The sequence below is a fragment of the Bradyrhizobium sp. SZCCHNRI1029 genome, assembly GCF_032487555.1.
In the GTDB taxonomy this organism is placed as follows: Bacteria; Pseudomonadota; Alphaproteobacteria; order Rhizobiales; family Xanthobacteraceae; genus Bradyrhizobium.
Genome location: NZ_JAUEUK010000009.1, coordinates 338,063 through 358,671, shown reverse-complemented (window position 1 = coordinate 358,671; position 20,609 = coordinate 338,063). Strand labels below are relative to the sequence as shown.

Below are 20,609 nucleotides of genomic sequence, written 5' to 3'. Positions count from 1 at the left end.
TGAAATGTTCCCGCACGCTGGTAGGCTCATGGCATTGTCCGGGGAGTACGCCATGTTCGATTGCCTGTGCCGACCTGCCGTCCTGTTGTCCAGAACGATCGCCTGCTTTGCCCTCTTGCTCGGTGTGCTCACGGCTGGCGCCGCCGAGGCGCAGGACCGCCGCCAGAATGCGCCGGGCGCGTTCGACTTCTACGTTCTCTCGTTGTCGTGGTCGCCCTCGTACTGCGCCGAAGCCGAGGAGCGCGGCGGTCGCGGCAGCCGGTCCCAGCAATGCAGCGGCCGACCGTACTCGTTCGTCGTGCACGGGCTGTGGCCGCAATACGAGAACGGCTACCCCGAATATTGCGAGCAGCCGGCGCCGCGCCTGCCCCGCAACATCATGACCTCGATGCTCGACCTGATGCCGGCGCCGGGCCTGATCTACAACGAGTGGGACAAGCACGGCACCTGCGCCGGCGTGTCGGCGAAGGCCTATTTCGAAGCCATCCGCAAGGCCCGCGCCGCCATCAAGATCCCCCCGGAATTCCTCGATCTCGCGGAGGCCAAGACGGTGGCGCCGGCGGCGATCGAGGAGGCCTTCATCAAGGCCAACCCCAAGCTCACGACATCGGGCATTGCCGTCACCTGTAACCGCACCAGGCTGAGCGAGGTCCGGATCTGTCTGTCGAAGGATCTGGAGTTTCGCAACTGCGACGAGATCGACCGGCAGGCCTGCCGGCGCGACGAGGTCAACATGCCGCCGGTCCGCGGCGGCTAGCGGCTGCGAATCGGGCGACGCAGCGCGTCGGCCTGCGGCGGCGCTCATCCGCGGCTCTCCGGAGGGCGTCCGGCGCATCGACGGGGTACCCTTTTGACGCGGAACGGCGTAACCGGATGGCATGAACTACCGACATGCCTTCCACGCCGGCGGCTTCGCCGACGTCATCAAGCACATCGTGCTGACGCGCATCCTGGTCTACCTCCAGGAGAAGCCCGCCGCGTTCCGGGTGATCGACACCCATGCCGGCGCCGGCCTGTATGACCTCACCGGCGACGAGGCGACGCGCAGCGGCGAGTACCTCACCGGCATCGCCCGCGTGCTGCAGGCGCGGCTGTCGGATCAGGCCTATGCGCTGGTCCAGCCCTATCTGGATATCGTCCGATCGTTCAATCCCAAGGCCGAACTGGTCGCCTATCCCGGCTCGCCGCTGATCGCGCGCGCGCTGCTGCGGCCGCAGGACCGCATGACCCTGTGCGAGCTCGCGCCGATCCCCCGCAAGCAGTTGATCGATCAGTTGCGCCGCGACACCCAGGCCCGTGTCGTCGATCTCGACGGCTGGGTCGCCCTGCCCGCCTTCGTGCCGCCGAACGAGCGCCGGGGCGTGGTGCTGATCGATCCGGCGTTCGAGGCGAAGGATGAGTTCGAGCGGCTCGCCGATCGCTTCGCCGCGGCCTTCGCGAAGTGGACCACCGGTATCTACGTGCTGTGGTATCCCGCCAAGAGCCGGCGTGCGACGGAAGAGCTGAGCGATCGTGTCGCGGCGCTCGCAGCCGCGGCCAAGCCGCCGGGCAAGGTTCTGCGGATCGAGTTCAGTGTTGCGCCGCAGATCGAAGGCGAGGCGCTCACCTCGACCGGGCTGCTGATCGTCAACCCGCCCTGGACATTACATGACGAGCTGAAGCTCATCCTGCAGGAACTGCAGAAGCCCCTCGGCCAGGGCGGCGCGGCGCGCTTCCGACTCGAATTCCCCAAAGCTTGAAACGGCGACTGGTCGAAAAGCCGTAGTCAATCGGCGCGGAACCGTATTATTGTGTCCGATTGTAAGACTGGCTTTACGTTCCGCTTCCGCGAATGGTTGCGGCGGGGTGATCAAGGCCTAACAAGATCCGGCGATCCGGCGCGGCGAGCGCTGGGCGTTAAGGTGGCCAACGCTTTCCGATCAAAGTGATGTCCGGTCGGACGCTGCGCAGGGCGCGCAGTGGAGGAAGCATTGCGGGGGAGGAGTTTCCCGATGGCCATGACTGGGACGGTCAAGTTCTTCAACGGCGAACGCGGCTACGGCTTCATCAAGCCGGACGACGGTGGACGCGACGTGTTCGTGCACATCACGGCGGTGGAGCGCGCGGGCCTGAAGGACCTGACCGAAGGACAGCGGATCAGCTTCGAGGTCGAGCCGGACAAGAAGGGCAAGGGCCCGAAAGCGGTCAACCTGGTGCTGTCGTCTTAGGGCGAGCCCGCCTGGCGGTGGTTCACGCGCCGGCATGATTGCAGCCGGGCGCGCCTCGACGCCACCTCTTCGCTGGTTTGGAAGCTGTCGGCAGCGCCTGCTCGCGTGCACAGCATTGCCGGCTCGTACGTGCAGGCCGCGCGCAATGATGCACGTCTCCAGATTGCACAGAGCGCTCCGACAAAAAAATCCCGGCCACGCGAGCGGCCGGGAGGTTGTCGTTGGACGTTTCTTCTTCCTATTCCCTCGTTGCCATCAGAAGTGGAAGTTGATGCCTGCGCGCACAATTCCAAACCGATAGTCGTTCTTCGCCCCCGTGATCACGAAATTGCTGCTGTCGAGATCGACGTAGAGATACTCGATCTTGGCGGTCCAGTTCTGTGCCAGGCCGAACTCGGTGCCGGCACCGAGCGTCCAGCCCACCGTGGTGTGCGATTCCGAAAGACCGAAGGTCTCGGCGCGCAGGCCGCCAAAGGCGAGGCCGCCGGTGCCGTAGAACAGGATGTTGTTGAAGGCGTAGCCGGCGCGGCCGCGCAATGTGCCGAACCACGGGTTCGAGAACTTCCACGGGGCGAAGGTGTCATTGGCGCCGGTCAGGTTGATGTCGCCCTCGGCGCCGAACACCCACGGGCCGTTCTGCCAATTGTAACCCGCGGTCAGGCCGCCGGTGAGACCGGACGGCTTGGTCGGGTTGTTGCCGACGGTGCCCCATTCATAGCCCAGCGTGCCGCCGAGATAGGGCCCGGCCCAGCTGTAGGCGTTGAGGGGCTGGTTCACGGTATAGGGCGCGCCGCGCCCGTAGCCGAGATCCGCCGCCTGCGCCGAGACCGATCCGAGAGCCGCCGCGCCCAAGCCCGCCGCGGCGGCAGCACCGACCAAGAACCTGTTCATCGCTCACTCCACGCCACTCGCCGTCACCCGCCGGAGCCTGCGCCGCGCGACTGTGGTGCGCGGGCCGGCGTGGTTACGGAACTCTCGCTTCTTTCGTGAGCATTTATCGAGAGTTTTAGGTTAAGCCGTTGTTAAGCCGGGTTACCCGGCCATTAACGTGCTTAACGAAGCGTTACCGCCCTGCCCTGTGCATGGCGCCATCGCAAGCTGGCGAGACGGCGCGGCAGCGCTTAGTTTGCGGACATGACCACCCACAGCTCCGATCCACCCAAGGCGCCGGCGCCCCCGAGCCGGCGTGGCGCGGCCGACCTGCCGCCCGAGACCATCGACACGCCCGACCTCGATCCCGCCGCATCGGCTGCGGACGAGGACGATGACGGCCGGCTGCCGGAGCTGGCCGAGGAGAGCCTGGAGGCGGTCGGCGAAGGTCCGCTCGCGATCGGCCACGCGGCGATCGAGAACGCGGTGCGGCTGGCGCCGACCTCGCCGGGCGTCTACCGCATGCTCAACGCGGCGCACGACGTGCTCTATGTCGGCAAGGCCAAGAACGTCAAAAAGCGCCTGTCGTCCTATGCGCGTGCCAACGCGCCGCTGCCGGCGCGCATCCTGCGCATGATCGCAGCCACCGTGACGGTCGAGATCGTCTCCACCACCACGGAGACCGAGGCGCTGCTGCTGGAGGCGAACCTCATCAAGCAGCTCAAGCCGCGCTTCAACGTGCAGCTGCGCGACGACAAGTCGTTTCCCTATATTCTCATCACCGGCGACCATTGGGCGCCGCAGATCCTCAAGCACCGCGGCGCGCAGTCCAGGCCGGGGCGCTATTTCGGTCCGTTCGCCTCGGCCGGTGCCGTCAACCGCACCATCACGGCGCTGCAGCGCGCCTTCCTGATCCGCTCCTGCACCGACTCGTTCTTCGAGAGCCGCACCCGCCCCTGCCTGCTGCACCAGATCCGCCGCTGCGCCGGGCCCTGCACCCAGGAGATCGACTTCCCCGGCTACACCGAGCTGGTGCGCGAGGCGACCGACTTCCTGTCCGGACGCAGCCAGGCGGTGAAGGCGCTGCTGGCGGCCGAAATGGAGAAGGCGTCGGGCGAGCTCGAATTCGAGACTGCCGCCGTCTATCGCGACCGCCTCGCGGCGCTGTCGGCGATCTCCTCGCAGCAGGGCATCAATCCGCGCACGGTCGAGGAAGCCGACGTGTTCGCCATCCACCAGGAGGGCGGCTATTCCTGCGTCGAGGTGTTCTTCTTCCGCACCGGGCAGAACTGGGGCAACCGCGCCTACTTCCCGCGCGCGGAGAAGAGCTATCTGCCGGAGGAGGTGCTGTCGGCGTTCATCACGCAGTTCTACGACGACAAGCCGCCGCCGAAGCTGATCCTGCTGTCGCACGAGATCGAGGAAGCCGAGCTGCTCGCCGAGGCGCTGTGCGTCAAGGCCGGCCACAAGGTCGAGGTGTCCTGCCCGAAGCGCGGCGAGAAGAAGGACCTCGTCATCCATGCGCTGACCAATGCGCGCGAGGCGCTGGGCCGCAAGCTCGCGGACACCGCAACGCAGAGCCGGCTCTTGGAGGCGATGACGACGACGCTCGGTCTGCCGCAGGTCCCGAAGCGCATCGAGGTCTACGACAACAGCCACATCCAGGGCACCAACGCGGTCGGCGCGATGATCGTCGCCGGCCCCGACGGCTTCATGAAGAACCAGTACCGCAAGTTCAACATCAAGTCGGAAGGGTTGACGCCCGGCGACGACTACGCGATGATGAAGGAGGTGCTGCAGCGCCGCTTCAAGCGGCTGGTGTCACCGTCGGAGAAGGATGTCGCCCGCGCGGCCAAGGAGGACGACGTGCCGCAATGGCCGGACCTCGTCATCATCGACGGCGGCCGCGGCCAGCTCAATGCCGTCCGCGAGATCTTCACCGAGCTCGGCGTCACCAATGTCGCGCTGATGTCGGTCGCCAAGGGCCCTGATCGCGACGCCGGCCGCGAGACGCTGTTCATCCCGGAGCGGGAGGCGATCAAGCTCGAGCCGCGCGACCCCGTGCTGTATTTCATCCAGCGGCTGCGCGACGAGGCACATCGCTTCGTCATCGGCTCGCACCGCAAGCTGCGCAAGAAGGACATCCGCGAGGCCGGCCTGCAGGAGATCCCCGGCATCGGCCCGTCGCGCAAGCGCGCGCTGCTGCACCATTTCGGCACCTTGAAAGAGATCGAGCGCGCCTCGATCGCCGATCTCGGCAAGGTGCCGGGCGTGAGCGCCGAAAGCGCGCGGAAGATTTTCGAGTATTTTCACAGCAACGCGAGCTGAGCCGATCGCGGCTCAAGCCGCAGCCGGCGGCTCCTGCTTCACCGCATCGGCGAACTTCCGCATCAGCCGCACCAGCTCATCCACATCGCGGATCTCCCAGCTTTCGAAGATGGCGCGGCCGATCCGCTCGCGCGCAGCGTCGACGAGGTCGGTCATGGCCTTGCCCTTCGGCGTGATCACCGCCTCGCGCACCCGCCGGTCCGCGGCGCTGGCCTGGCGTGCCACCAACCCGAGGCTCTCGAGCTTGGCGACCTGGCGGCTGACGGTGGTGTAGTCGCGCCCGACCCGATCCGCCATCTCGACCACACCGATCGGGCCAAATCGCTCGATTCCGACCAGCAGCGGAAACAGCGCGCGGTCGAGCGCGATGCCGGCTTCCCTGATCAGCGCCTCGTCGCGCTGCGGCCGGTTCATCACGGCCACAATGTCGAGCAGCGCCCCGTGCAGGACGCGGAGCTGCTCACTTATATGTGTATTTTGCACATTATTCCTTGGCGACATCAGCCCCTCCGGATATATGTGCATTATACACATATAATCCGGAGCTCCACCATGAAAGCCGCTATTGTCCAGAAAGCCGGGCAGCCGCCGGTCTACGCCGATTTCGCCAACCCGATCGCTGCTCCTGACGAGCATCTGATCACCGTGACCGCCGCAGCGATCAGCCAGATCACCAAGGCCCGCGCCTCCGGCACGCACTACAGCTCAACCGGCGCGTTTCCCTTTGTGGCTGGGATCGATGGCGTCGGCCGCTGTGAGGACGGCAGCCGGGTCTACTTCGTGCTTCCCAGGGCCCCCCATGGCGGCATGGCCGAAAAGACGGTGGTGCCGAAGGCGCGATGCCTCGCCTTGCCCGATGATCTCGATGACGTCACCGCGGCGGCAATCGCCAATCCTGGCCTGTCGTCCTGGGCGGCGCTGCGCGAGCGCGCACACCTCCGCGCCGGCGACACCGTGCTGATCAATGGCGCCACTGGAACGTCCGGTCGGCTCGCGGTTCAGATCGCCAAGCATCTCGGTGCGGCCAAGGTGATCGCGACCGGGCGCAACGCCGCGACGCTGCAATCCCTGACCGCGCTCGGCGCCGACGCGGTCATTCCCCTGGTCGGCGATGGCGACGCGCTGGAGGAACGTTTCAAGCCCCATTTCGCCGGGGGTGTCGACGTCGTGCTCGACTATCTCTGGGGCGCCAGCGCCGAGCGGCTGCTGATGGCAGCGGCCAAGGCGGGCGCGGAGGCGAGGCCGATCCGATTCGTCCAGATCGGCTCCATCAGCAGCGGCGACATCACCCTGCCGAGCGCGGTGCTGCGCGCATCAGCCATCGAATTGATGGGCAGCGGCATCGGCAGCATTCCGCTCGAGCGTCTGATCGCGCTCACCGGTGAGTTGTTGCAGGCGGCCATCCCTGCCCGGCTCGAGATCGCGGCCGATCCGATCCCGCTGAACGCGATCGAACGCAATTGGGCCAGGGATGATGCCACCCGCCGCGTCGTGCTCACCATGTGAAAGCCGGGACCAAAAAAACGACGAGTTGGCAGGCTGTCGGCAAAAACAATTTACCCGGATAAAAATATACGCTAATTACCCGGGTTAAAGTGGAGCCCCACCATGACCCCCGACCAGCGCAAGGCGGCCGTCGCCGCCTATAAGGAACGCAAGACACCTGCCGGCATCTTCGCCGTGACCTGCGCCGCCACCGGCGAGCGCTGGATCGGCTGCGCGCCGGACCTCGACAAGATCCAGAACCGCCTCTGGTTCACCCTGCGCCAGGGCGGCCATCGCCGCGGCGGCCTGCAGGCGGCCTGGACCGCCCACGGCGCGGAGGCGTTCAGCCTGGACGTCATCGAGACCCTGGACGAGGAGACGCTGGGCTATGTCCGCGACCGCGTGTTCGCGGAACGCCAGGCGCATTGGTGCGCGGTGCATGGCGCGGAGGCGATCTGAGGCTTTCGCTCAAGCCTTCGCGCGGCCGTCACTGCACCGCAATAAGGTCCCAGCCGCGCGTCGCGCCCGCCGATCTGCGCACTGGCGCGACCGCGTCCGGTTGCTTAATGAAGCGTTGCGGGTCGCGTTGCCGCATGCGCAAGAGTTCCTATCTCCGCAAGACTTCGTTGCGATTCGCGTCATATCTGCGTCATCCTGCCGAAGCGGCTCGGCTCGGAGGTTGACGTCCGAACCGCGGCAGTATTGGTACACCGGATGAATATTGCGACCACACGCGTGCCCAGCAAGACGTCGACGTCCCTGCCGAACATCCTGACCTATACGCGCATCGCCGCGATACCGGTCGTGGTCGGTTGCATCTACGCGCAGTCGGTCTGGATGTATCCTTTGTGGCTCCGCTGGGTCGCCGTCGCAGTGTTCATTGCAGCTGGGATCACCGACTATCTCGACGGTCATTTCGCGCGGATCTGGAACCAGCAATCGGCATTCGGCCGTATGCTCGATCCGATCGCCGACAAGCTTCTCGTCGCCTCCTGCCTGCTGATGCTGGCCGCCGACAGCACCATCCAGAACTGGTCGCTGTGGGCGGCCATCGTGATCCTGTGCCGCGAGATCCTGGTGTCGGGCCTGCGCGAATATCTCGCCGCGCTGCGCGTCTCGGTGCCGGTGACCAAGGTCGCCAAATGGAAGACCACGATGCAACTGGTGGCAATCGGCTTCCTGCTCGCGGGCGAGGCCGGCGATACGGCGGTCGCCCAGATCTCGACGGCCGTTGGCCCGATCGTGAGCGGGATCGGAATTTGGCTGCTCGGCTTGTCGGCGGTCTTCACCATCTACACCGGCTACGACTATTTCCGCGCCGGCATTCACCATCTCATCGAGGCGGACTCGCGATGAAGGTGAAGTATTTCGCCTGGGTGCGCGAGCGCGTCGGCAAGGCCGAGGAGACGATCGAGCCCCCGGCGGACGTGCGCACGGTCAGCGAGCTGATCGCCTGGCTCACCACGCGCGGCGAGGGCTACGCCTATGCGTTCGAGAGGCCGAAGGTGATCCGCACCGCGATCGACCAGACCCATGTGCAGCCGGATGCGGCCATCGCCGGCGCCCGCGAGATCGCGTTCTTCCCGCCGATGACCGGCGGCTGACGTAACGGAATATCTGTCCATGACCGCGATCGTCACCGTCCGGGTGCAGCAAGAGGATTTCGACACCGCGGCCGAGATCGCGGCCCTCAGCCATGGCCGCACCGACATCGGCGCCGTCGTCAGCTTCTCCGGCCTGTGCCGCGGCAACGACCATGACACGCCGATCAGCGCACTGACGCTCGAGCACTATCCAGGGATGGCGGAAGCCGAGATCATGCGCCATGCCGAGCAGGCGATGGCGCGCTGGCCGCTGCAGGGCATGACCGTGATTCACCGCTTCGGCCGGATACGGCCCGGCGAGAACATCGTGCTGGTGGTGACCGCATCCAGCCACCGTCAGGCGGCGTTCGAGGCGGCTGAGTTCCTGATGGATTATCTCAAGACCAACGCGCCGTTCTGGAAGCGCGAGGAAACCGAGAACGGCGGCAGCTGGGTCGAGGCCAAGAGCCACGACGATGCCGCCGCGGCGCGCTGGAAGTCGTGATGGCGAAGAAGGTCAAGACGGCAGCGCCGCGCAAGGCGGCGGCACTGAGGCTGCCGAAGGTCAATGCGGGCGAGCTGGCGAGCCTGCTCGACTACCTGCGCTACGCGGTGAGCTGCTTCCAGAACGCCGATCTGGTGTTTGCGCACGGCACCACCGATCCGGTGTCGGAGGCCGCCTTCCTGATCGGCGAGGCGCTGCATCTGCGCCCCGATCAATTCGAGAGCTTCGTCACGGCCCGGGTCACCGCGGCCGAAGGCAAGATGATCCTCGACCTGATCACGGCGCGAATCACCACGAGGAAGCCGGCGGCCTATCTGGTCAACAAGGTCTACATGCGCGGCCTGCCGTTCTACGTCGACGAGCGCGTCATCGTGCCGCGCTCGTTCATCGGCGAGCTGCTGGAGACGCATTTCGGTGGCGCCGAAGCCGACGGCACCTCGCTGATCGACGATCCGCTGGCCGTGGACAGCGTGCTGGACCTCTGCACCGGCTCTGGGTGCCTGGCGATCCTGGCCAGCCGCCACTTCCCCAATGCGGTGATCGACGCCGTCGACATCTCCAAGGATGCGCTCGCCGTTGCGGCGAAGAACGTCGCCGACTACGACCTCGGCGAGCGCATCTCGCTGCACCGCGGTGACCTGTTCGCACCGCTCAGCCAGCGCCGCTACGATCTGATCATCACCAACCCGCCCTATGTCGACGCCGAGGGAATGGCCGGCCTGCCTCGGGAATGCCGCGCCGAGCCGGCGCTGGCCTTCGACGGCGGCACCGACGGGCTCGACATCATCCATCGCATCCTCAGCCAGGCGCGCGACCATCTGACTGCGGAGGGAGGGTTGTTGTGCGAGGTCGGGCGCGACCGTCCGCAGATCGAGGCGGCCTATCCCGACCTGCCGCTGCTCTGGCTCGACACCGAGGACTCCGAGGGCGAGGTGTTCTGGATCACCGCGCGCGATCTCGTCTGAGACGCGGCTGCCCGAGGCACACCGGCCCGGTTGGCGCGAAATGACGCAGCGACTTCCAATATGCGGCACAATCTGCTGCTGCCGTGCAGAATCCGCTCACCAGGGCAGCGGGAACGCTGGACCTTTGACATTTCCGTCCGTCCGCGAAGCTGATAGCTTGGCGGCGGCCCGGATCAGCGGCTGACAACGTCGGCGCACGCATTCAGGCCCATCAAGCACGATCCGTTTCGGCAAGCTTTTCTGGCACCGGTTCGCCACCTTTCCGGATCATGCTGCCGCCGTCGCACAACCGTCCGAGAGGTCCCCATGCTGGACAAGAGCCCCCGCCCCGCCGTCACCGTTCCGAATGATCTTGCCGCGCATTGGATGCCGTTCACCGCGAACCGCGCCTTCAAGAAGAACCCGCGCCTGCTCGCCGGTGCCAAGGACATGCACTACATCACCGTCGATGGCCGCAAGATCATCGACGCCGCCGCCGGCATGTGGTGCTGCAACGCCGGTCACGGCCGCAGCCAGATCGCCGAGGCGATCGGCCAGCAGGCCGCGGCGCTCGACTACGCACCGCCGTTCCAGTTCGGCATTCCCCAGGCGTTCGAGCTGGCCAACCGCATCGCTGATCTCGCGCCCGCCGGCCTCGACCACGTGTTCTTCTGCAACTCCGGCTCGGAGGCAGCCGACACCGCGCTGAAGATGGCGCTCGCCTATCACCAGATCAACGGCCAGGGCAGCCGCACCCGCCTGATCGGCCGCGTCCGCGGCTATCACGGCGTCGGCTTCGGCGGTACCTCGGTCGGCGGCATCGTCAACAACCGCAAGCTGTTCGGCACCTTGCTGACCGGCGTCGACCACATCCCGGCGACCTATGACCGCGAGAAGCAGGCCTTCACCAAGGGCGAGCCGGAGTATGGCGCGCACTTCGCCGACGAGCTCGAGAACCTCGTCAACCTGCACGGCGCCAACACCATCGCCGCCGTAATCGTCGAGCCGATGGCCGGCTCGACCGGCGTGATCCCGGCGCCGAAGGGCTATCTCAAGCGGCTGCGCGAGATCACCCAGAAGCACGGCATCCTGCTGATCTTCGACGAGGTCATCACCGGCTTCGGCCGCCTCGGCTACGCCTTCGCCGCCGAGCGCTACGGCGTGACGCCTGACCTTCTCACCTTCGCCAAGGGCGTCACCAATGGCGCGGCACCGATGGGCGGCGTGCTGGTGCGCGACACCATCCACGACGCCTTCATGAGCGGCCCCGAGCACATGGTGGAGTTCACCCACGGCTACACCTATTCGGCGCATCCGATCGCCTGCGCGGCCGGCCTCGCCACGCTCGACATCTATCGCGACGACAAGCTGTTCGAGCACGCCCGCGCGATCGAGCCGAAATTCGCCGACGCCGTGATGTCGCTCAAGGGCCTGCCCAACGTGCTGGACATCCGCACGGTTGGTCTCACCGCCGGCATCGACCTCGCGCCGCTGCCCGACGCGGCTGGCAAGCGCGGCTACTCCGCGATGGAGACCGCCTTCCACAACAACGACCTGATGCTGCGCATCGCCGGTGACACGCTGGCGCTGACCCCGCCGCTGATCGTCAGCGAGGATCAGGTCGGCGAAATCATCGAGAAGGTCGGCAAGGTCATCAAGGCCGTGGCGTAAGCCGCGCGCGGACATCGTCAGCCAACAACAATGGCGGCCCCGGTGGCCGCCATTTCCTTATCTGGACTGCTTCCCAGCAGCGGTCATTCCGGGGCAATCGTCAACGCGGCCCCGCGTTGGCGATTGAACCCGGAATCTCGTACTTGTTGGGAAGGGACGCGAGACAATATCGGGATTCCGGGTTCAAGGCCTGCGGCCTTGCCCCGGAATAACGTTGGTTGGCATAGCTATTCATACGGTCTCGCTCTGGCTCCGCATCGGTCATGCGCCGCCATCACCTTATGAAGTCCGCTCCTACCCGGCGTGCGGGAGAGCATCCCCGATCGCAAATAGCTTGCCCTGCAAGGATTGCCGCAGAACGGCACGCCTGATTGCCGGGAACCTTCGCAAATCCTCCACGTTCATGTCGCGAGCCGGCGGTTTGCGCGCGGCGAGCGGATTGTCGGAGGACGCGCATGCTTGCACCGCCAGGAGAGCTGCTGCGATTGGGGCTCGAACAGAGGCTCAACCGCGTCAAGCGCGCCACCCAATCCTACATTCGGGATCGCGCCCGGCAGGCCACCGGAACGGTGACGTCCTACGCCGTCGCCGCCGGGCTGTTCGCCACCGCGGGCATCTTCCTGATCGCCGCCTGCATCGTCGGATTGACCGCGCTGTTCCGCTGGGTGGAAATGACCTACGGCCTGTTCACCGCGTTCGCGGTTGTCGGCGGCATCCTGATCGCGCTGGCGGCGATCTGCGCGATCGTCGCGGCAGTGAAGCTCCGCAGCCCTTCGCCGCACTATCCGTCGCTCTCCAGCCGGCTGCGCGTGGCGATCGCAGCGCCCGTGGCCCGGGAACCCGACGCGGACGAGATCGATCCCGACACCATCCCCTTGGCACCGTCACCGACCTCCACGAATCACGCGAGCGGAGTTGCGGGCGCACTCGGACGGATCAACGTACCCGTCGGTGTCGCCGTTGCGGCACTGCTGCTCGGCGTGGCCGCCCTGCGCCGGCGTCACCGCAGCACGTGAGCCTGCCCGGACAGCGGCAGGCGCGGTTCGACGGACATCGAAGCATAACCGCTCAGTTGAGCTGATCAGCGTCGGGATCACCACCGCTCCTGGAGCGCCTACATGCGCGATCAGCCGAAGGGCATCGCGAGCATGTCTAAAGATGTCTGGAATCCGCACGGCGCGTACTCCGGCGTTCTACGGACCCGCGACACTACGATGACACTCCGCTTTCCCACGTGAACTTGCGTAAATGACACGCAGACGAGAAATCATCGGCGTCTCCCGGTATTTGAATCCCGCCCACTATCCTCGCGAATCAACAGAAGTGCTAAGGTTGCGTTCGGTTGGGAGCGTCGCCAAGCATGATCCGTATCTCCACGATTTTCGTTGCCATTTGTATGGTTCTGGTCGCGGCCTCGCTCGGCCTGATCCTGTATTCGGTGGCCGGTATCAGTGGCTCGGAATCCGCGATCGTCGCGCTCGCCGCACTGACGTTCCTGATTCTCTACAATGCCGTGTCGATGCGACTGAGCGACCGCACCGACATCGGCAGCCAGATCGCCGATCTGTCGCGCGGCACCGCCGACCTCGCGCGTCAGGTCGCCGAGTTCGGCCGCCGCCTGTCGGCGGTGGAGGGACGCATCGTGTCGTCGAGCTCGGTCAGCGCCGATCGCCTGCAAGGGGTCATCGGCGAGATCAACGAGCTCGGCGGACTGATGAAGCAGCTCGCCGTCACCGTGGCCCAGCACGAGGACCTGATCGCGGCCATCCCGCCGGCAACACCGCCGGGAGCTGGGGCCGGCACGGTTCGCGACGCCGATCGCCCGCTCCCGGCGACCGCTTCCTCCAGCGGCGCGCTCGAGATGAACGCGCTGCCGTCGCGCGGCGTCGAGCAGAAGGTGGCCGAGACCTCCGGCACGTTCAGCGCGGCACCGGCTGCCGCCCCCCTGCCGCCCAAACCGCAGGCCCCGGCGGTCACGGCCGTGCCGCGCAGCCAGCCGCAGATCCTCGCCGCCGTCAAAGGCGCGATCGAGGACAACCGCCTCGACATCTATCTGCAGCCGCTGGTGACGCTGCCACAGCGCAAGGTGCGCTTCTACGAGGCGGTGACCAGGCTTCGCGACGAGCGCGACCAGGTGGTCGCGGCCGAGGACTTCATCGGCATCGCGGAAGCCGCCGGCCTGGTCGGGCGCATCGACCACATGGTTCTGCTTCGCTGCGTCCAGGTGCTGCGCCGCCTGATGGTTCGCAACAAGGACGTCGGCATCTTCTGCAACATCTCCTCGGCGACGCTCAGCAGCCCTGCAAACTTTTCGCAATGCCTCGATTTCCTCGAAGCGAATCGCGCCCTGGCGCCGTCCTTCGTGCTCGAATTCAAGCAGTCGACCTTGCGCAGCCTCGGTCCGACCGGGACCGAGCATCTCGCGGCCCTGGCACAGCGCGGCTACCGCTTCTCGATCGACCATGTCACCGACCTCCGGTTCGAGCCGCGCGAGCTCGCCGATCGCGGAGTCCGCTTCATCAAGGTCCCGGCCGCGCTGCTGCTCGACCCGAAGCAGAGCTCGGCCTCCGACATTCACCCGACCGATCTCTCCGATCTGCTGGGCCGCTTCGGCATCGACCTGATCGCCGAGCGGATCGAAGGTGAGAACAGCGTCGTCGACCTGCTCGACTACGACGTCCGCTTCGGCCAGGGCTTCCTGTTCGCGCCGCCCCGCCCATTGCGACCCGAGGGCGCATCTGCTACCGGCGAGGCCGCCGCCGGCCCATCGGGCGGGCAGGACATCAAGATTCAGGACCCCAATGCCGCCGGCACCACCTCTCTCGACGCGTCACACACCAATGCTCCGACGCGCAGCGGCAATGCCGCCCTCGCCCGCCGTGCCGCCGGGACCCTCTGAGATCAGCCGGCTGCCATGACCGTTCTCCGCTTCGAAGAGCGGCTGCGCGATCTGGTCGGCCGCAAGCAGGTGCTGCTGAGCGACATCTGGGGCGTGGTCCATAACGGGCTCGAGTCCTTTCCCGACGCCTGCGACGCGCTGCACCACTTTCGCCGCCAGGGCGGTACGGTGATCCTGATCACCAACGCACCCCGGCCGGCCGATTCGGTCCAGCGCCAGTTGCGCAAGCTCGGCGTCGCCGACGAGGTCTACAGCGCCATCGTCTCCTCCGGCGACCTGACCCGCCACTACGTGGCCGATCATCCCGGCGGCAAGGTGTTCTGGCTCGGCCCCGAGCGCGACAATTCCATTCATCGCGGTCTCGACCTGGCGCTGTCGCCGCTCGAAGAAGCGTCCTACATCATCTGCACCGGCCTCTACGACGACGAGACCGAGACCGCCGAGGACTACCGGCCGATGCTGCTGCGCGCCCGCGAGCGCAAGCTGCCGCTGATCTGCGCCAATCCGGACATCGTGGTCGAGCGCGGCGACCGGCTGATCTACTGCGCCGGCGCCATCGCCGAGCTCTACCGCGAACTCGGCGGCGAGGTGATCTTCTACGGTAAGCCGCACCGGCCAATCTACGAGCGGGCCATGATGCTGGCCGAGCAGCACGCCGGCCGGCCGGTCGCGCGCGAGGAGGTGCTGGCGATCGGCGATTCCGTCCGAACCGATCTCGCCGGCGCGCACGGCTTCGGCATCGACTGCCTGTTCGTGACCCGCGGCATCCATTCCGAGGAGTTCGCCGGCGTCGAGCAGCTCGACCCGGCCTCTATCAAGGAGCTGTTCGGCCATCCGCCGCGCGCCCTGATGCGCGAATTGAAGTGGTGAACGGATCCTGAAACGCAAAACGCCCGGCCGAGTGCCGGGCGTCTTTCGTTGGAGTGGATCAGGCGGGCGTCAGGCCGTCGCCATGTCCGGGAACACCGCGTCGATCTTGGTCTTCAAGGTCGCGGCATTGAACGGCTTGACGATGTAGTTGTTCACGCCGGCCTTCTTGGCCGCGATCACGTTCTCGGTCTTGGATTCCGCCGTGATCATGATGAACGGCGTGGTCGCCAGGTTCGGATCGGCGCGGACCTCGCGGAGCAGGTCGTAGCCGGTCATCGGCTCCATGTTCCAGTCGGAGATCACGAGGCCGTATTTCTTGGCGCGCATCTTGTTGAGGGCCATCGAGCCGTCGCTGGCATCGTCGATGTCCTCGAAACCGATCTGCTTGAGAAGATTCCTGATGATACGGATCATGGTGCTGTAATCGTCGACGACGAGCACCGGCATCGTCAAATCAACCGCCATCTTGACTCCCCCAGACGCGAACACAACGCGCAGACTGTTACAAAAAAGCTCATGCGGCACGGGTCGTAACCGACCCCGCCATCCGCTTTCAGCAGTAGCATCAGCCGTTAAACAGCGCGTTAACTGCGCTGCGGCTGCATGTCGCTATTGCTGCGCTGCATGAGCGGAGGAACCCCTTCGGCTTGACTTCGCGGGGCCGGCCGCCCACCGTCACGGCAACCACCGTCCGCCGGTAGCCCACCGAAATCCGCGAGATATTTCCGTCACATGCCCGATTTCAAGATCATCCGCGATTCCACCCCGCCGTCGGACATCCTCAAGGGCGCGGTGGTGGCGATGGGCAATTTCGACGGCGTCCATCTCGGTCACCGGGCCGTGATCGAGGCGGCGATCGAGATGGGCAAGGCCAAGGGGCGCCCAGCGCTGGCGCTGACCTTCGAGCCGCATCCGCGGCGCTTCTTCAGCCCCAACACCCCGCAGTTCCGCCTGACCGACGAGACCGCCAAGCTGCGACTCCTGGCCGGAACCGGCCTTGCCGGCGCCGTGGTCATGGCCTTCGACAAGGCCCGCGCCCAGACCTCGGCGCAGGATTTCATTCACCATGACCTGATCGGGCGGCTCGGGATCGCCGGAATCGCGGTCGGCTACGACTTTCATTTCGGCAAGGGCCGCGTCGGCTCGCCCAGCCTGCTCGCCAACGAGGCCCCCAAGCTCGGCATCGAGGTCGACATCCAGGCCCATGTCGACATCGACGAGCGGCCGGTGTCCTCCACCGCGATCCGCGAAGCGCTGGCGGAGGGCCAGGTCAGCGAGGCGACCGCGATGCTCGGCGGCCCCTGGTTCGTGAGCTCCGAGGTCATCCACGGCGAGAAGCGCGGCCGCGATCTCGGCTACCCCACCGCCAACATGCGGCTCGATCGCGATTGCGGGCTGCGCCACGGCATCTATGCCGTCCGGGTCGGCCGCGGCCGCGGCGCTGAGCGGGTGCTGATCGACGGCGTCGCCAATTTCGGCCGCCGGCCGACCTTCGACAACGGCGCGCCGCTGCTCGAGACCTTCCTGTTCGACTTCAAGGACAGCCTCTATGGCGAGGTCCTGGACGTCGCCTTCATCGGCTTCATCCGCGAGGAGGCCAAATTCGGCTCGATCGAGGCCCTGATCCGGCAGATGGACGACGACAGCGCCAGGGCCCGCGCTTTGCTGGCGGCCCATCCCGGCCTTTTCCCCCGGCTCGGCGAGATCGGCTGATCCTCCTGCTCCATCGGTGACGTCATTCCGGGGCAGCCCGCCAGGGCTGAACCCGGAATCTCGAGATTCCGGGTTCGATGCTGGCGCATCGCCCCGGAATGACGCTGAACGACGATCCCGCAGCGCTGCTGCCGCAGGATCGCTTTGCGATTCCGCAGTCCGGCTGCTATGAGGAGGCCCCATGTTGATACGGCGCATCATCGGCATTAGCGGCCCGGCTTCCGCCTGAGCTTTGAGCTCGGCGCAAGACCGGGATGTCTCTGCTCGTTCCGCCGCCCGCGATCGAAATCGCGTCTCAGCGCCTCATCTCTCAGCCAGCCAGATCACGATGTCCGAAAAGCCGCAAAAGCCCGACGCCCAAAAATCCGACGCCAAGGACTATTCCAAGACCCTCTATCTGCCGCAGACGGAATTCCCGATGCGCGCCGGCCTGCCGCAGCGCGAGCCGGAGATCCTGAAATATTGGAGCGACATCGACCTCTACGGCAAGCTGCGCGACACCGCCAAGAACAGGCCGAAATTCGTCCTGCACGACGGCCCGCCCTATGCCAACGGCAACATCCACATCGGGCACGCGCTGAACAAGATCCTCAAGGACGTCGTGACCAAGAGCCAGCAGATGCTCGGCCACGATTCCAACTACGTGCCCGGCTGGGATTGCCACGGCCTGCCGATCGAATGGAAGATCGAGGAGGAGAACTACCGCAAGAAGGGCAAGACCAAGCCCGACTTCCGCGACTCCGCCGCCATGGTCGCGTTCCGCAAGGAATGCCGCGCCTATGCCGACCACTGGCTCAACGTGCAGCGCGAGGAGTTCAAGCGGCTCGGCGTGATCGGCGACTGGGATCATCCTTACGCCACCATGACCTATCCGGCCGAGGCGCAGATCGCCCGCGAGCTGATGAAGTTCGCCGCCAACGGCACGCTGTATCGCGGCTCCAAGCCGGTGATGTGGAGCGTGGTCGAGAAGACCGCGCTCGCCGAGGCCGAGGTCGAGTACGAGGACTATCAGTCCGACACGGTGTGGGTGAAGTTTCCGGTGACGTCGCCGGCGCATGGCGCGCTCGCGGGCGCCTCGGTGGTGATCTGGACCACCACGCCCTGGACCCTGCCCGGCAACCGCGCCATCTCGTTCTCGCCGAAGATCGCCTACGGCCTCTATGAGGTCGCGGACGCGCCGGCAGACAATTGGGCCAAGACCGGTGACAAGCTGATCATGGCCGACGCGCTGGCCGACAGCGTGTTCAAGCAGGCGCGCGTCACGAGCTACACCAAGCTGCGCGACATCCCCGGCGACACGCTCGACGCCGTCGAATGCGCCCATCCGCTGAAAGGTCTCGCCGGCGGCTATAATTTCGTCGTCCCGCTGCTGCCCGGCGACCACGTCACCGACGACACCGGCACCGGCTTCGTGCACACCGCGCCCGGCCACGGCCGCGAGGACTTCGACGTCTGGATGGCGCATGCCCGCGAGCTCGACGGCCGGGGCATCGCAACCACCATCCCCTACACCGTCGACGAGAACGGCGCGCTGACCGACCACGCGCCGGGCTTCACAGGAAAACGCGTCATCAACGACAAGGGCGAGAAGGGCGACGCCAACGAGGCCGTCATCAAGGCGCTGACGGATGCCGGCATGCTGCTCGCGCGCGGCCGGCTCAAGCACCAGTACCCGCATTCCTGGCGCTCCAAGAAGCCGGTGATCTTTCGCAACACGCCGCAATGGTTCATCGCGATGGACAAGGACATCGCGGACCAAGGTCAGGCGAAGTCCGGGGATACGCTGCGTGCCCGCGCGCTGCGCGCGATCTCGGTCACGCAATGGGTGCCGGCCGCCGGCCAGAACCGCATCACCGGCATGATCGCCAACCGTCCGGATTGGGTGATCTCGCGCCAGCGCGCCTGGGGCGTGCCGATCGCCGTGTTCGTGCGCGAGACCGGCGACGGCTCCGCCGAGATCCTGCAGGACGAGACCGTCAACACCCGCATCACTGAGGCCTTCGCCAAGGAAGGCGCCGACGCCTGGTACGCCGACGGCGCACGCGAGCGCTTCCTCGGGTCCCGCGCCAACGAGGACTGGAACAAGGTCGACGACATCTGCGACGTCTGGTTCGATTCCGGCTCGACCCACGCCTTCGTGCTCGAAGACCCCGTGCACTTCCCCGGCCTCGCCGGCATCAGGCGCAAGGTCGATGGCGGCCAGGACACGGTGATGTATCTCGAAGGCAGTGACCAGCACCGCGGCTGGTTCCACTCGTCGCTGCTGGAGAGCTGCGGCACCCGCGGCCGCGCGCCTTACGACGTCGTGCTGACGCACGGCTTCACGCTCGACGAGAACGGCCGCAAGATGTCAAAGTCGCTCGGCAACACCGTCGAGCCGCAGAAGGTGATCAAGGAGTCCGGCGCCGACATCCTGCGCCTCTGGGTCTGCGCCACCGACTATGCCGACGACCAGCGCATCGGCCCGGAGATCCTCAAGAACACCATCGAGACCTACCGCAAGCTGCGCAACAGCATCCGCTGGATGCTCGGCACCCTGCATCACTACAAGCGCAGCGACGCCGTGGCGTTTGCCGACATGCCGGAGCTGGAGCGCTTGATGCTGCATCAGCTCTCGCAGCAGGCCGAGGTCATCAGCCGCGCCTACGCCGCGTTCGACTACAAGACCGTGATCGCGAGCCTGGCTGCGTTCATGAACACGGAGCTGTCGGCGTTCTATTTCGACATCCGCAAGGACACGCTGTATTGCGACCCGCCGTCGTCGGTGGCGCGCAAGGCGGCGCTGACCGCGATCGACCTGATCTGCGATGCCGTCCTGAAATGGCTGGCGCCGGTGCTGTCCTTCACCACCGACGAGGCCTGGCGGATGTACAGGCCCGACGCAGAGCCGTCGGTGCATCTGACGCTGTTCCCGGAGGCGATGGACCAATACCGCGACGATGCGCTTGCCGCGAAGTGGGAGACGATCCGTAACGTCAGGCGCGTCGTCACCGGCGCGTTGGAGCTCGCCCGCGCCGCCAAGACCATCGGCTCCTCGCTCGAAGCCTCGCCGGTCATCTACGTCGCCGACCGCGCGCTGCTCGGCACCTTGTTCGACACCGATCTCGCCGAGGTCTGCATCACCTCGAACTACGAGGTCCGCGAAGGTGACGCCCCGGCCGATGCGTTCCGGCTCGATGCGGTGCCGGGCGTGGCGGTCGTCGTCGAGAAGGCCGTGGGCAAGAAATGCGCCCGCTCCTGGAAGATCCTGGAGAGCGTCGGCGACGACCCTGAGTACCCGGACGTTTCCCCGCGCGACGCGCAGGCGCTGCGCGAGTGGAAGGCGCTCGGGGTCGGTATGTGACGCATGATCGCGCGACACCCACAACTGTCGTCCCGGCGAACGCCGGGACCCATCACCACCGGCGTTCATGTTGACGAAGGACGATGACCCAGACTTTCTCCGCCAACACACATCACGCGGTATGGGTCCCGGCGTTCGCCGGGACGACAGCGGTATTTGCCGCGAGTTGCTTGGCATGATCGCGCTCACCC

19 protein-coding genes are annotated in these 20,609 nt (G+C 66.3%); 16 read left to right on the top strand and 3 right to left on the bottom strand.

Annotated features, from left to right (window positions below):
• Positions 1-52 precede the first annotated feature (52 nt).
• From QW861_RS25760 to QW861_RS25750, 3 genes are all read left to right on the top strand, one after another.
• A complete protein-coding gene (locus QW861_RS25760; protein ID WP_315754447.1) occupies positions 53-757 on the top strand; it encodes a ribonuclease T2 in 705 nt (234 codons plus the stop codon).
• A 121-nt stretch (positions 758-878) separates the two neighbouring features.
• Complete coding sequence (locus tag QW861_RS25755) at positions 879-1,739, top strand: 23S rRNA (adenine(2030)-N(6))-methyltransferase RlmJ (RefSeq protein WP_315713601.1); 861 nt, start codon at positions 879-881, stop codon at positions 1,737-1,739.
• Positions 1,740-1,991: 252 nt separating this feature from the next.
• The gene (locus tag QW861_RS25750; RefSeq protein ID WP_006612991.1) at positions 1,992-2,207 is read left to right on the top strand and encodes a cold-shock protein; all 216 of its coding nucleotides are present in this window, start codon (positions 1,992-1,994) and stop codon (positions 2,205-2,207) included.
• Between the two features lie 255 nt (positions 2,208-2,462).
• Here the strand turns inward: QW861_RS25750 and QW861_RS25745 are convergent, their stop codons facing one another.
• Positions 2,463-3,098, bottom strand: a complete 636-nt coding sequence (locus tag QW861_RS25745) for a porin family protein (RefSeq protein ID WP_315713602.1) — start codon at positions 3,096-3,098, stop codon at positions 2,463-2,465.
• A gap of 243 nt (positions 3,099-3,341) precedes the next feature.
• On the opposite strand from QW861_RS25745, the gene uvrC reads away from it, so the two are divergent.
• Positions 3,342-5,405, top strand: coding sequence for an excinuclease ABC subunit UvrC (gene uvrC, locus QW861_RS25740; protein WP_315713603.1), 2,064 nt, complete (start codon positions 3,342-3,344; stop codon positions 5,403-5,405).
• A 12-nt stretch (positions 5,406-5,417) separates the two neighbouring features.
• Here the strand turns inward: uvrC and QW861_RS25735 are convergent, their stop codons facing one another.
• Complete coding sequence (locus tag QW861_RS25735; RefSeq protein WP_315713604.1) at positions 5,418-5,906, bottom strand: MarR family winged helix-turn-helix transcriptional regulator; 489 nt, start codon at positions 5,904-5,906, stop codon at positions 5,418-5,420.
• Between the two features lie 51 nt (positions 5,907-5,957).
• Here QW861_RS25735 and QW861_RS25730 point away from each other — a divergent pair, with 51 nt between their 5' ends.
• The 10 genes from QW861_RS25730 to QW861_RS25685 all read left to right on the top strand — a co-directional run bounded on the left by QW861_RS25730 (position 5,958) and on the right by QW861_RS25685 (position 15,362).
• On the top strand, positions 5,958-6,911 hold the full coding sequence (locus tag QW861_RS25730) for a zinc-binding alcohol dehydrogenase family protein (protein ID WP_315713605.1): 954 nt from the start codon (positions 5,958-5,960) through the stop codon (positions 6,909-6,911).
• A gap of 102 nt (positions 6,912-7,013) precedes the next feature.
• Positions 7,014-7,349, top strand: coding sequence for a GIY-YIG nuclease family protein (locus tag QW861_RS25725; protein WP_315713606.1), 336 nt, complete (start codon positions 7,014-7,016; stop codon positions 7,347-7,349).
• A gap of 255 nt (positions 7,350-7,604) precedes the next feature.
• A complete protein-coding gene (gene pgsA, locus QW861_RS25720; RefSeq protein WP_315713607.1) occupies positions 7,605-8,246 on the top strand; it encodes a CDP-diacylglycerol--glycerol-3-phosphate 3-phosphatidyltransferase in 642 nt (213 codons plus the stop codon).
• Entirely contained in the window at positions 8,243-8,494 is a 252-nt protein-coding gene (moaD, locus tag QW861_RS25715) for a molybdopterin converting factor subunit 1 (RefSeq protein WP_315754458.1), read from the top strand. Before pgsA ends, moaD begins: the two co-directional genes overlap by 4 nt.
• Before the next feature lie 19 nt (positions 8,495-8,513).
• Positions 8,514-8,978: a molybdenum cofactor biosynthesis protein MoaE gene (locus QW861_RS25710; RefSeq protein WP_315713609.1), complete on the top strand. Its 465-nt coding sequence runs from the start codon at positions 8,514-8,516 to the stop codon at positions 8,976-8,978.
• A complete protein-coding gene (gene prmB, locus QW861_RS25705; RefSeq protein ID WP_316193634.1) occupies positions 8,978-9,943 on the top strand; it encodes a 50S ribosomal protein L3 N(5)-glutamine methyltransferase in 966 nt (321 codons plus the stop codon). The genes QW861_RS25710 and prmB overlap by 1 nt, the downstream gene beginning before the upstream one ends.
• A gap of 306 nt (positions 9,944-10,249) precedes the next feature.
• Positions 10,250-11,593 (top strand): aspartate aminotransferase family protein, encoded by a 1,344-nt coding sequence (locus QW861_RS25700; protein WP_315754462.1) that lies wholly within the window; start codon positions 10,250-10,252, stop codon positions 11,591-11,593.
• 455 nt (positions 11,594-12,048) lie between these two features.
• Positions 12,049-12,609 (top strand): phage holin family protein, encoded by a 561-nt coding sequence (locus tag QW861_RS25695; protein WP_315754464.1) that lies wholly within the window; start codon positions 12,049-12,051, stop codon positions 12,607-12,609.
• Positions 12,610-12,953: 344 nt separating this feature from the next.
• Positions 12,954-14,492, top strand: coding sequence for an EAL domain-containing protein (locus QW861_RS25690; protein ID WP_316193633.1), 1,539 nt, complete (start codon positions 12,954-12,956; stop codon positions 14,490-14,492).
• A 15-nt stretch (positions 14,493-14,507) separates the two neighbouring features.
• Positions 14,508-15,362: a TIGR01459 family HAD-type hydrolase gene (locus QW861_RS25685; RefSeq protein ID WP_315713614.1), complete on the top strand. Its 855-nt coding sequence runs from the start codon at positions 14,508-14,510 to the stop codon at positions 15,360-15,362.
• Between the two features lie 69 nt (positions 15,363-15,431).
• On the opposite strand, the gene QW861_RS25680 is transcribed toward QW861_RS25685, so the two are convergent.
• The gene (locus QW861_RS25680; protein ID WP_006613531.1) at positions 15,432-15,827 is read right to left on the bottom strand and encodes a response regulator; all 396 of its coding nucleotides are present in this window, start codon (positions 15,825-15,827) and stop codon (positions 15,432-15,434) included.
• Positions 15,828-16,094: 267 nt separating this feature from the next.
• On the opposite strand from QW861_RS25680, the gene QW861_RS25675 reads away from it, so the two are divergent.
• Positions 16,095-17,075, top strand: a complete 981-nt coding sequence (locus tag QW861_RS25675; RefSeq protein ID WP_315754469.1) for a bifunctional riboflavin kinase/FAD synthetase — start codon at positions 16,095-16,097, stop codon at positions 17,073-17,075.
• 328 nt (positions 17,076-17,403) lie between these two features.
• Positions 17,404-20,418 (top strand): isoleucine--tRNA ligase, encoded by a 3,015-nt coding sequence (gene ileS / locus QW861_RS25670; RefSeq protein WP_315754471.1) that lies wholly within the window; start codon positions 17,404-17,406, stop codon positions 20,416-20,418.
• Positions 20,419-20,609: the final 191 nt, after the last annotated feature.

Excerpts from the sequence above, each read along its gene's own strand:
- QW861_RS25760 (WP_315754447.1), top strand. The coding sequence starts at position 53 with ATGTTCGATTGCCTGTGCCGACCTGCCGTCCTGTTGTCCAGAACGATC.
- QW861_RS25755 (WP_315713601.1), top strand. The coding sequence starts at position 879 with ATGAACTACCGACATGCCTTCCACGCCGGCGGCTTCGCCGACGTCATC.
- QW861_RS25750 (WP_006612991.1), top strand. The coding sequence starts at position 1,992 with ATGGCCATGACTGGGACGGTCAAGTTCTTCAACGGCGAACGCGGCTAC.
- QW861_RS25745 (WP_315713602.1), bottom strand. The coding sequence starts at position 3,098 with ATGAACAGGTTCTTGGTCGGTGCTGCCGCCGCGGCGGGCTTGGGCGCG.
- uvrC (WP_315713603.1), top strand. The coding sequence starts at position 3,342 with ATGACCACCCACAGCTCCGATCCACCCAAGGCGCCGGCGCCCCCGAGC.
- QW861_RS25735 (WP_315713604.1), bottom strand. The coding sequence starts at position 5,906 with ATGTCGCCAAGGAATAATGTGCAAAATACACATATAAGTGAGCAGCTC.
- QW861_RS25730 (WP_315713605.1), top strand. The coding sequence starts at position 5,958 with ATGAAAGCCGCTATTGTCCAGAAAGCCGGGCAGCCGCCGGTCTACGCC.
- QW861_RS25725 (WP_315713606.1), top strand. The coding sequence starts at position 7,014 with ATGACCCCCGACCAGCGCAAGGCGGCCGTCGCCGCCTATAAGGAACGC.
- pgsA (WP_315713607.1), top strand. The coding sequence starts at position 7,605 with ATGAATATTGCGACCACACGCGTGCCCAGCAAGACGTCGACGTCCCTG.
- moaD (WP_315754458.1), top strand. The coding sequence starts at position 8,243 with ATGAAGGTGAAGTATTTCGCCTGGGTGCGCGAGCGCGTCGGCAAGGCC.
- QW861_RS25710 (WP_315713609.1), top strand. The coding sequence starts at position 8,514 with ATGACCGCGATCGTCACCGTCCGGGTGCAGCAAGAGGATTTCGACACC.
- prmB (WP_316193634.1), top strand. The coding sequence starts at position 8,978 with ATGGCGAAGAAGGTCAAGACGGCAGCGCCGCGCAAGGCGGCGGCACTG.
- QW861_RS25700 (WP_315754462.1), top strand. The coding sequence starts at position 10,250 with ATGCTGGACAAGAGCCCCCGCCCCGCCGTCACCGTTCCGAATGATCTT.
- QW861_RS25695 (WP_315754464.1), top strand. The coding sequence starts at position 12,049 with ATGCTTGCACCGCCAGGAGAGCTGCTGCGATTGGGGCTCGAACAGAGG.
- QW861_RS25690 (WP_316193633.1), top strand. The coding sequence starts at position 12,954 with ATGATCCGTATCTCCACGATTTTCGTTGCCATTTGTATGGTTCTGGTC.
- QW861_RS25685 (WP_315713614.1), top strand. The coding sequence starts at position 14,508 with ATGACCGTTCTCCGCTTCGAAGAGCGGCTGCGCGATCTGGTCGGCCGC.
- QW861_RS25680 (WP_006613531.1), bottom strand. The coding sequence starts at position 15,827 with ATGGCGGTTGATTTGACGATGCCGGTGCTCGTCGTCGACGATTACAGC.
- QW861_RS25675 (WP_315754469.1), top strand. The coding sequence starts at position 16,095 with ATGCCCGATTTCAAGATCATCCGCGATTCCACCCCGCCGTCGGACATC.
- ileS (WP_315754471.1), top strand. The coding sequence starts at position 17,404 with ATGTCCGAAAAGCCGCAAAAGCCCGACGCCCAAAAATCCGACGCCAAG.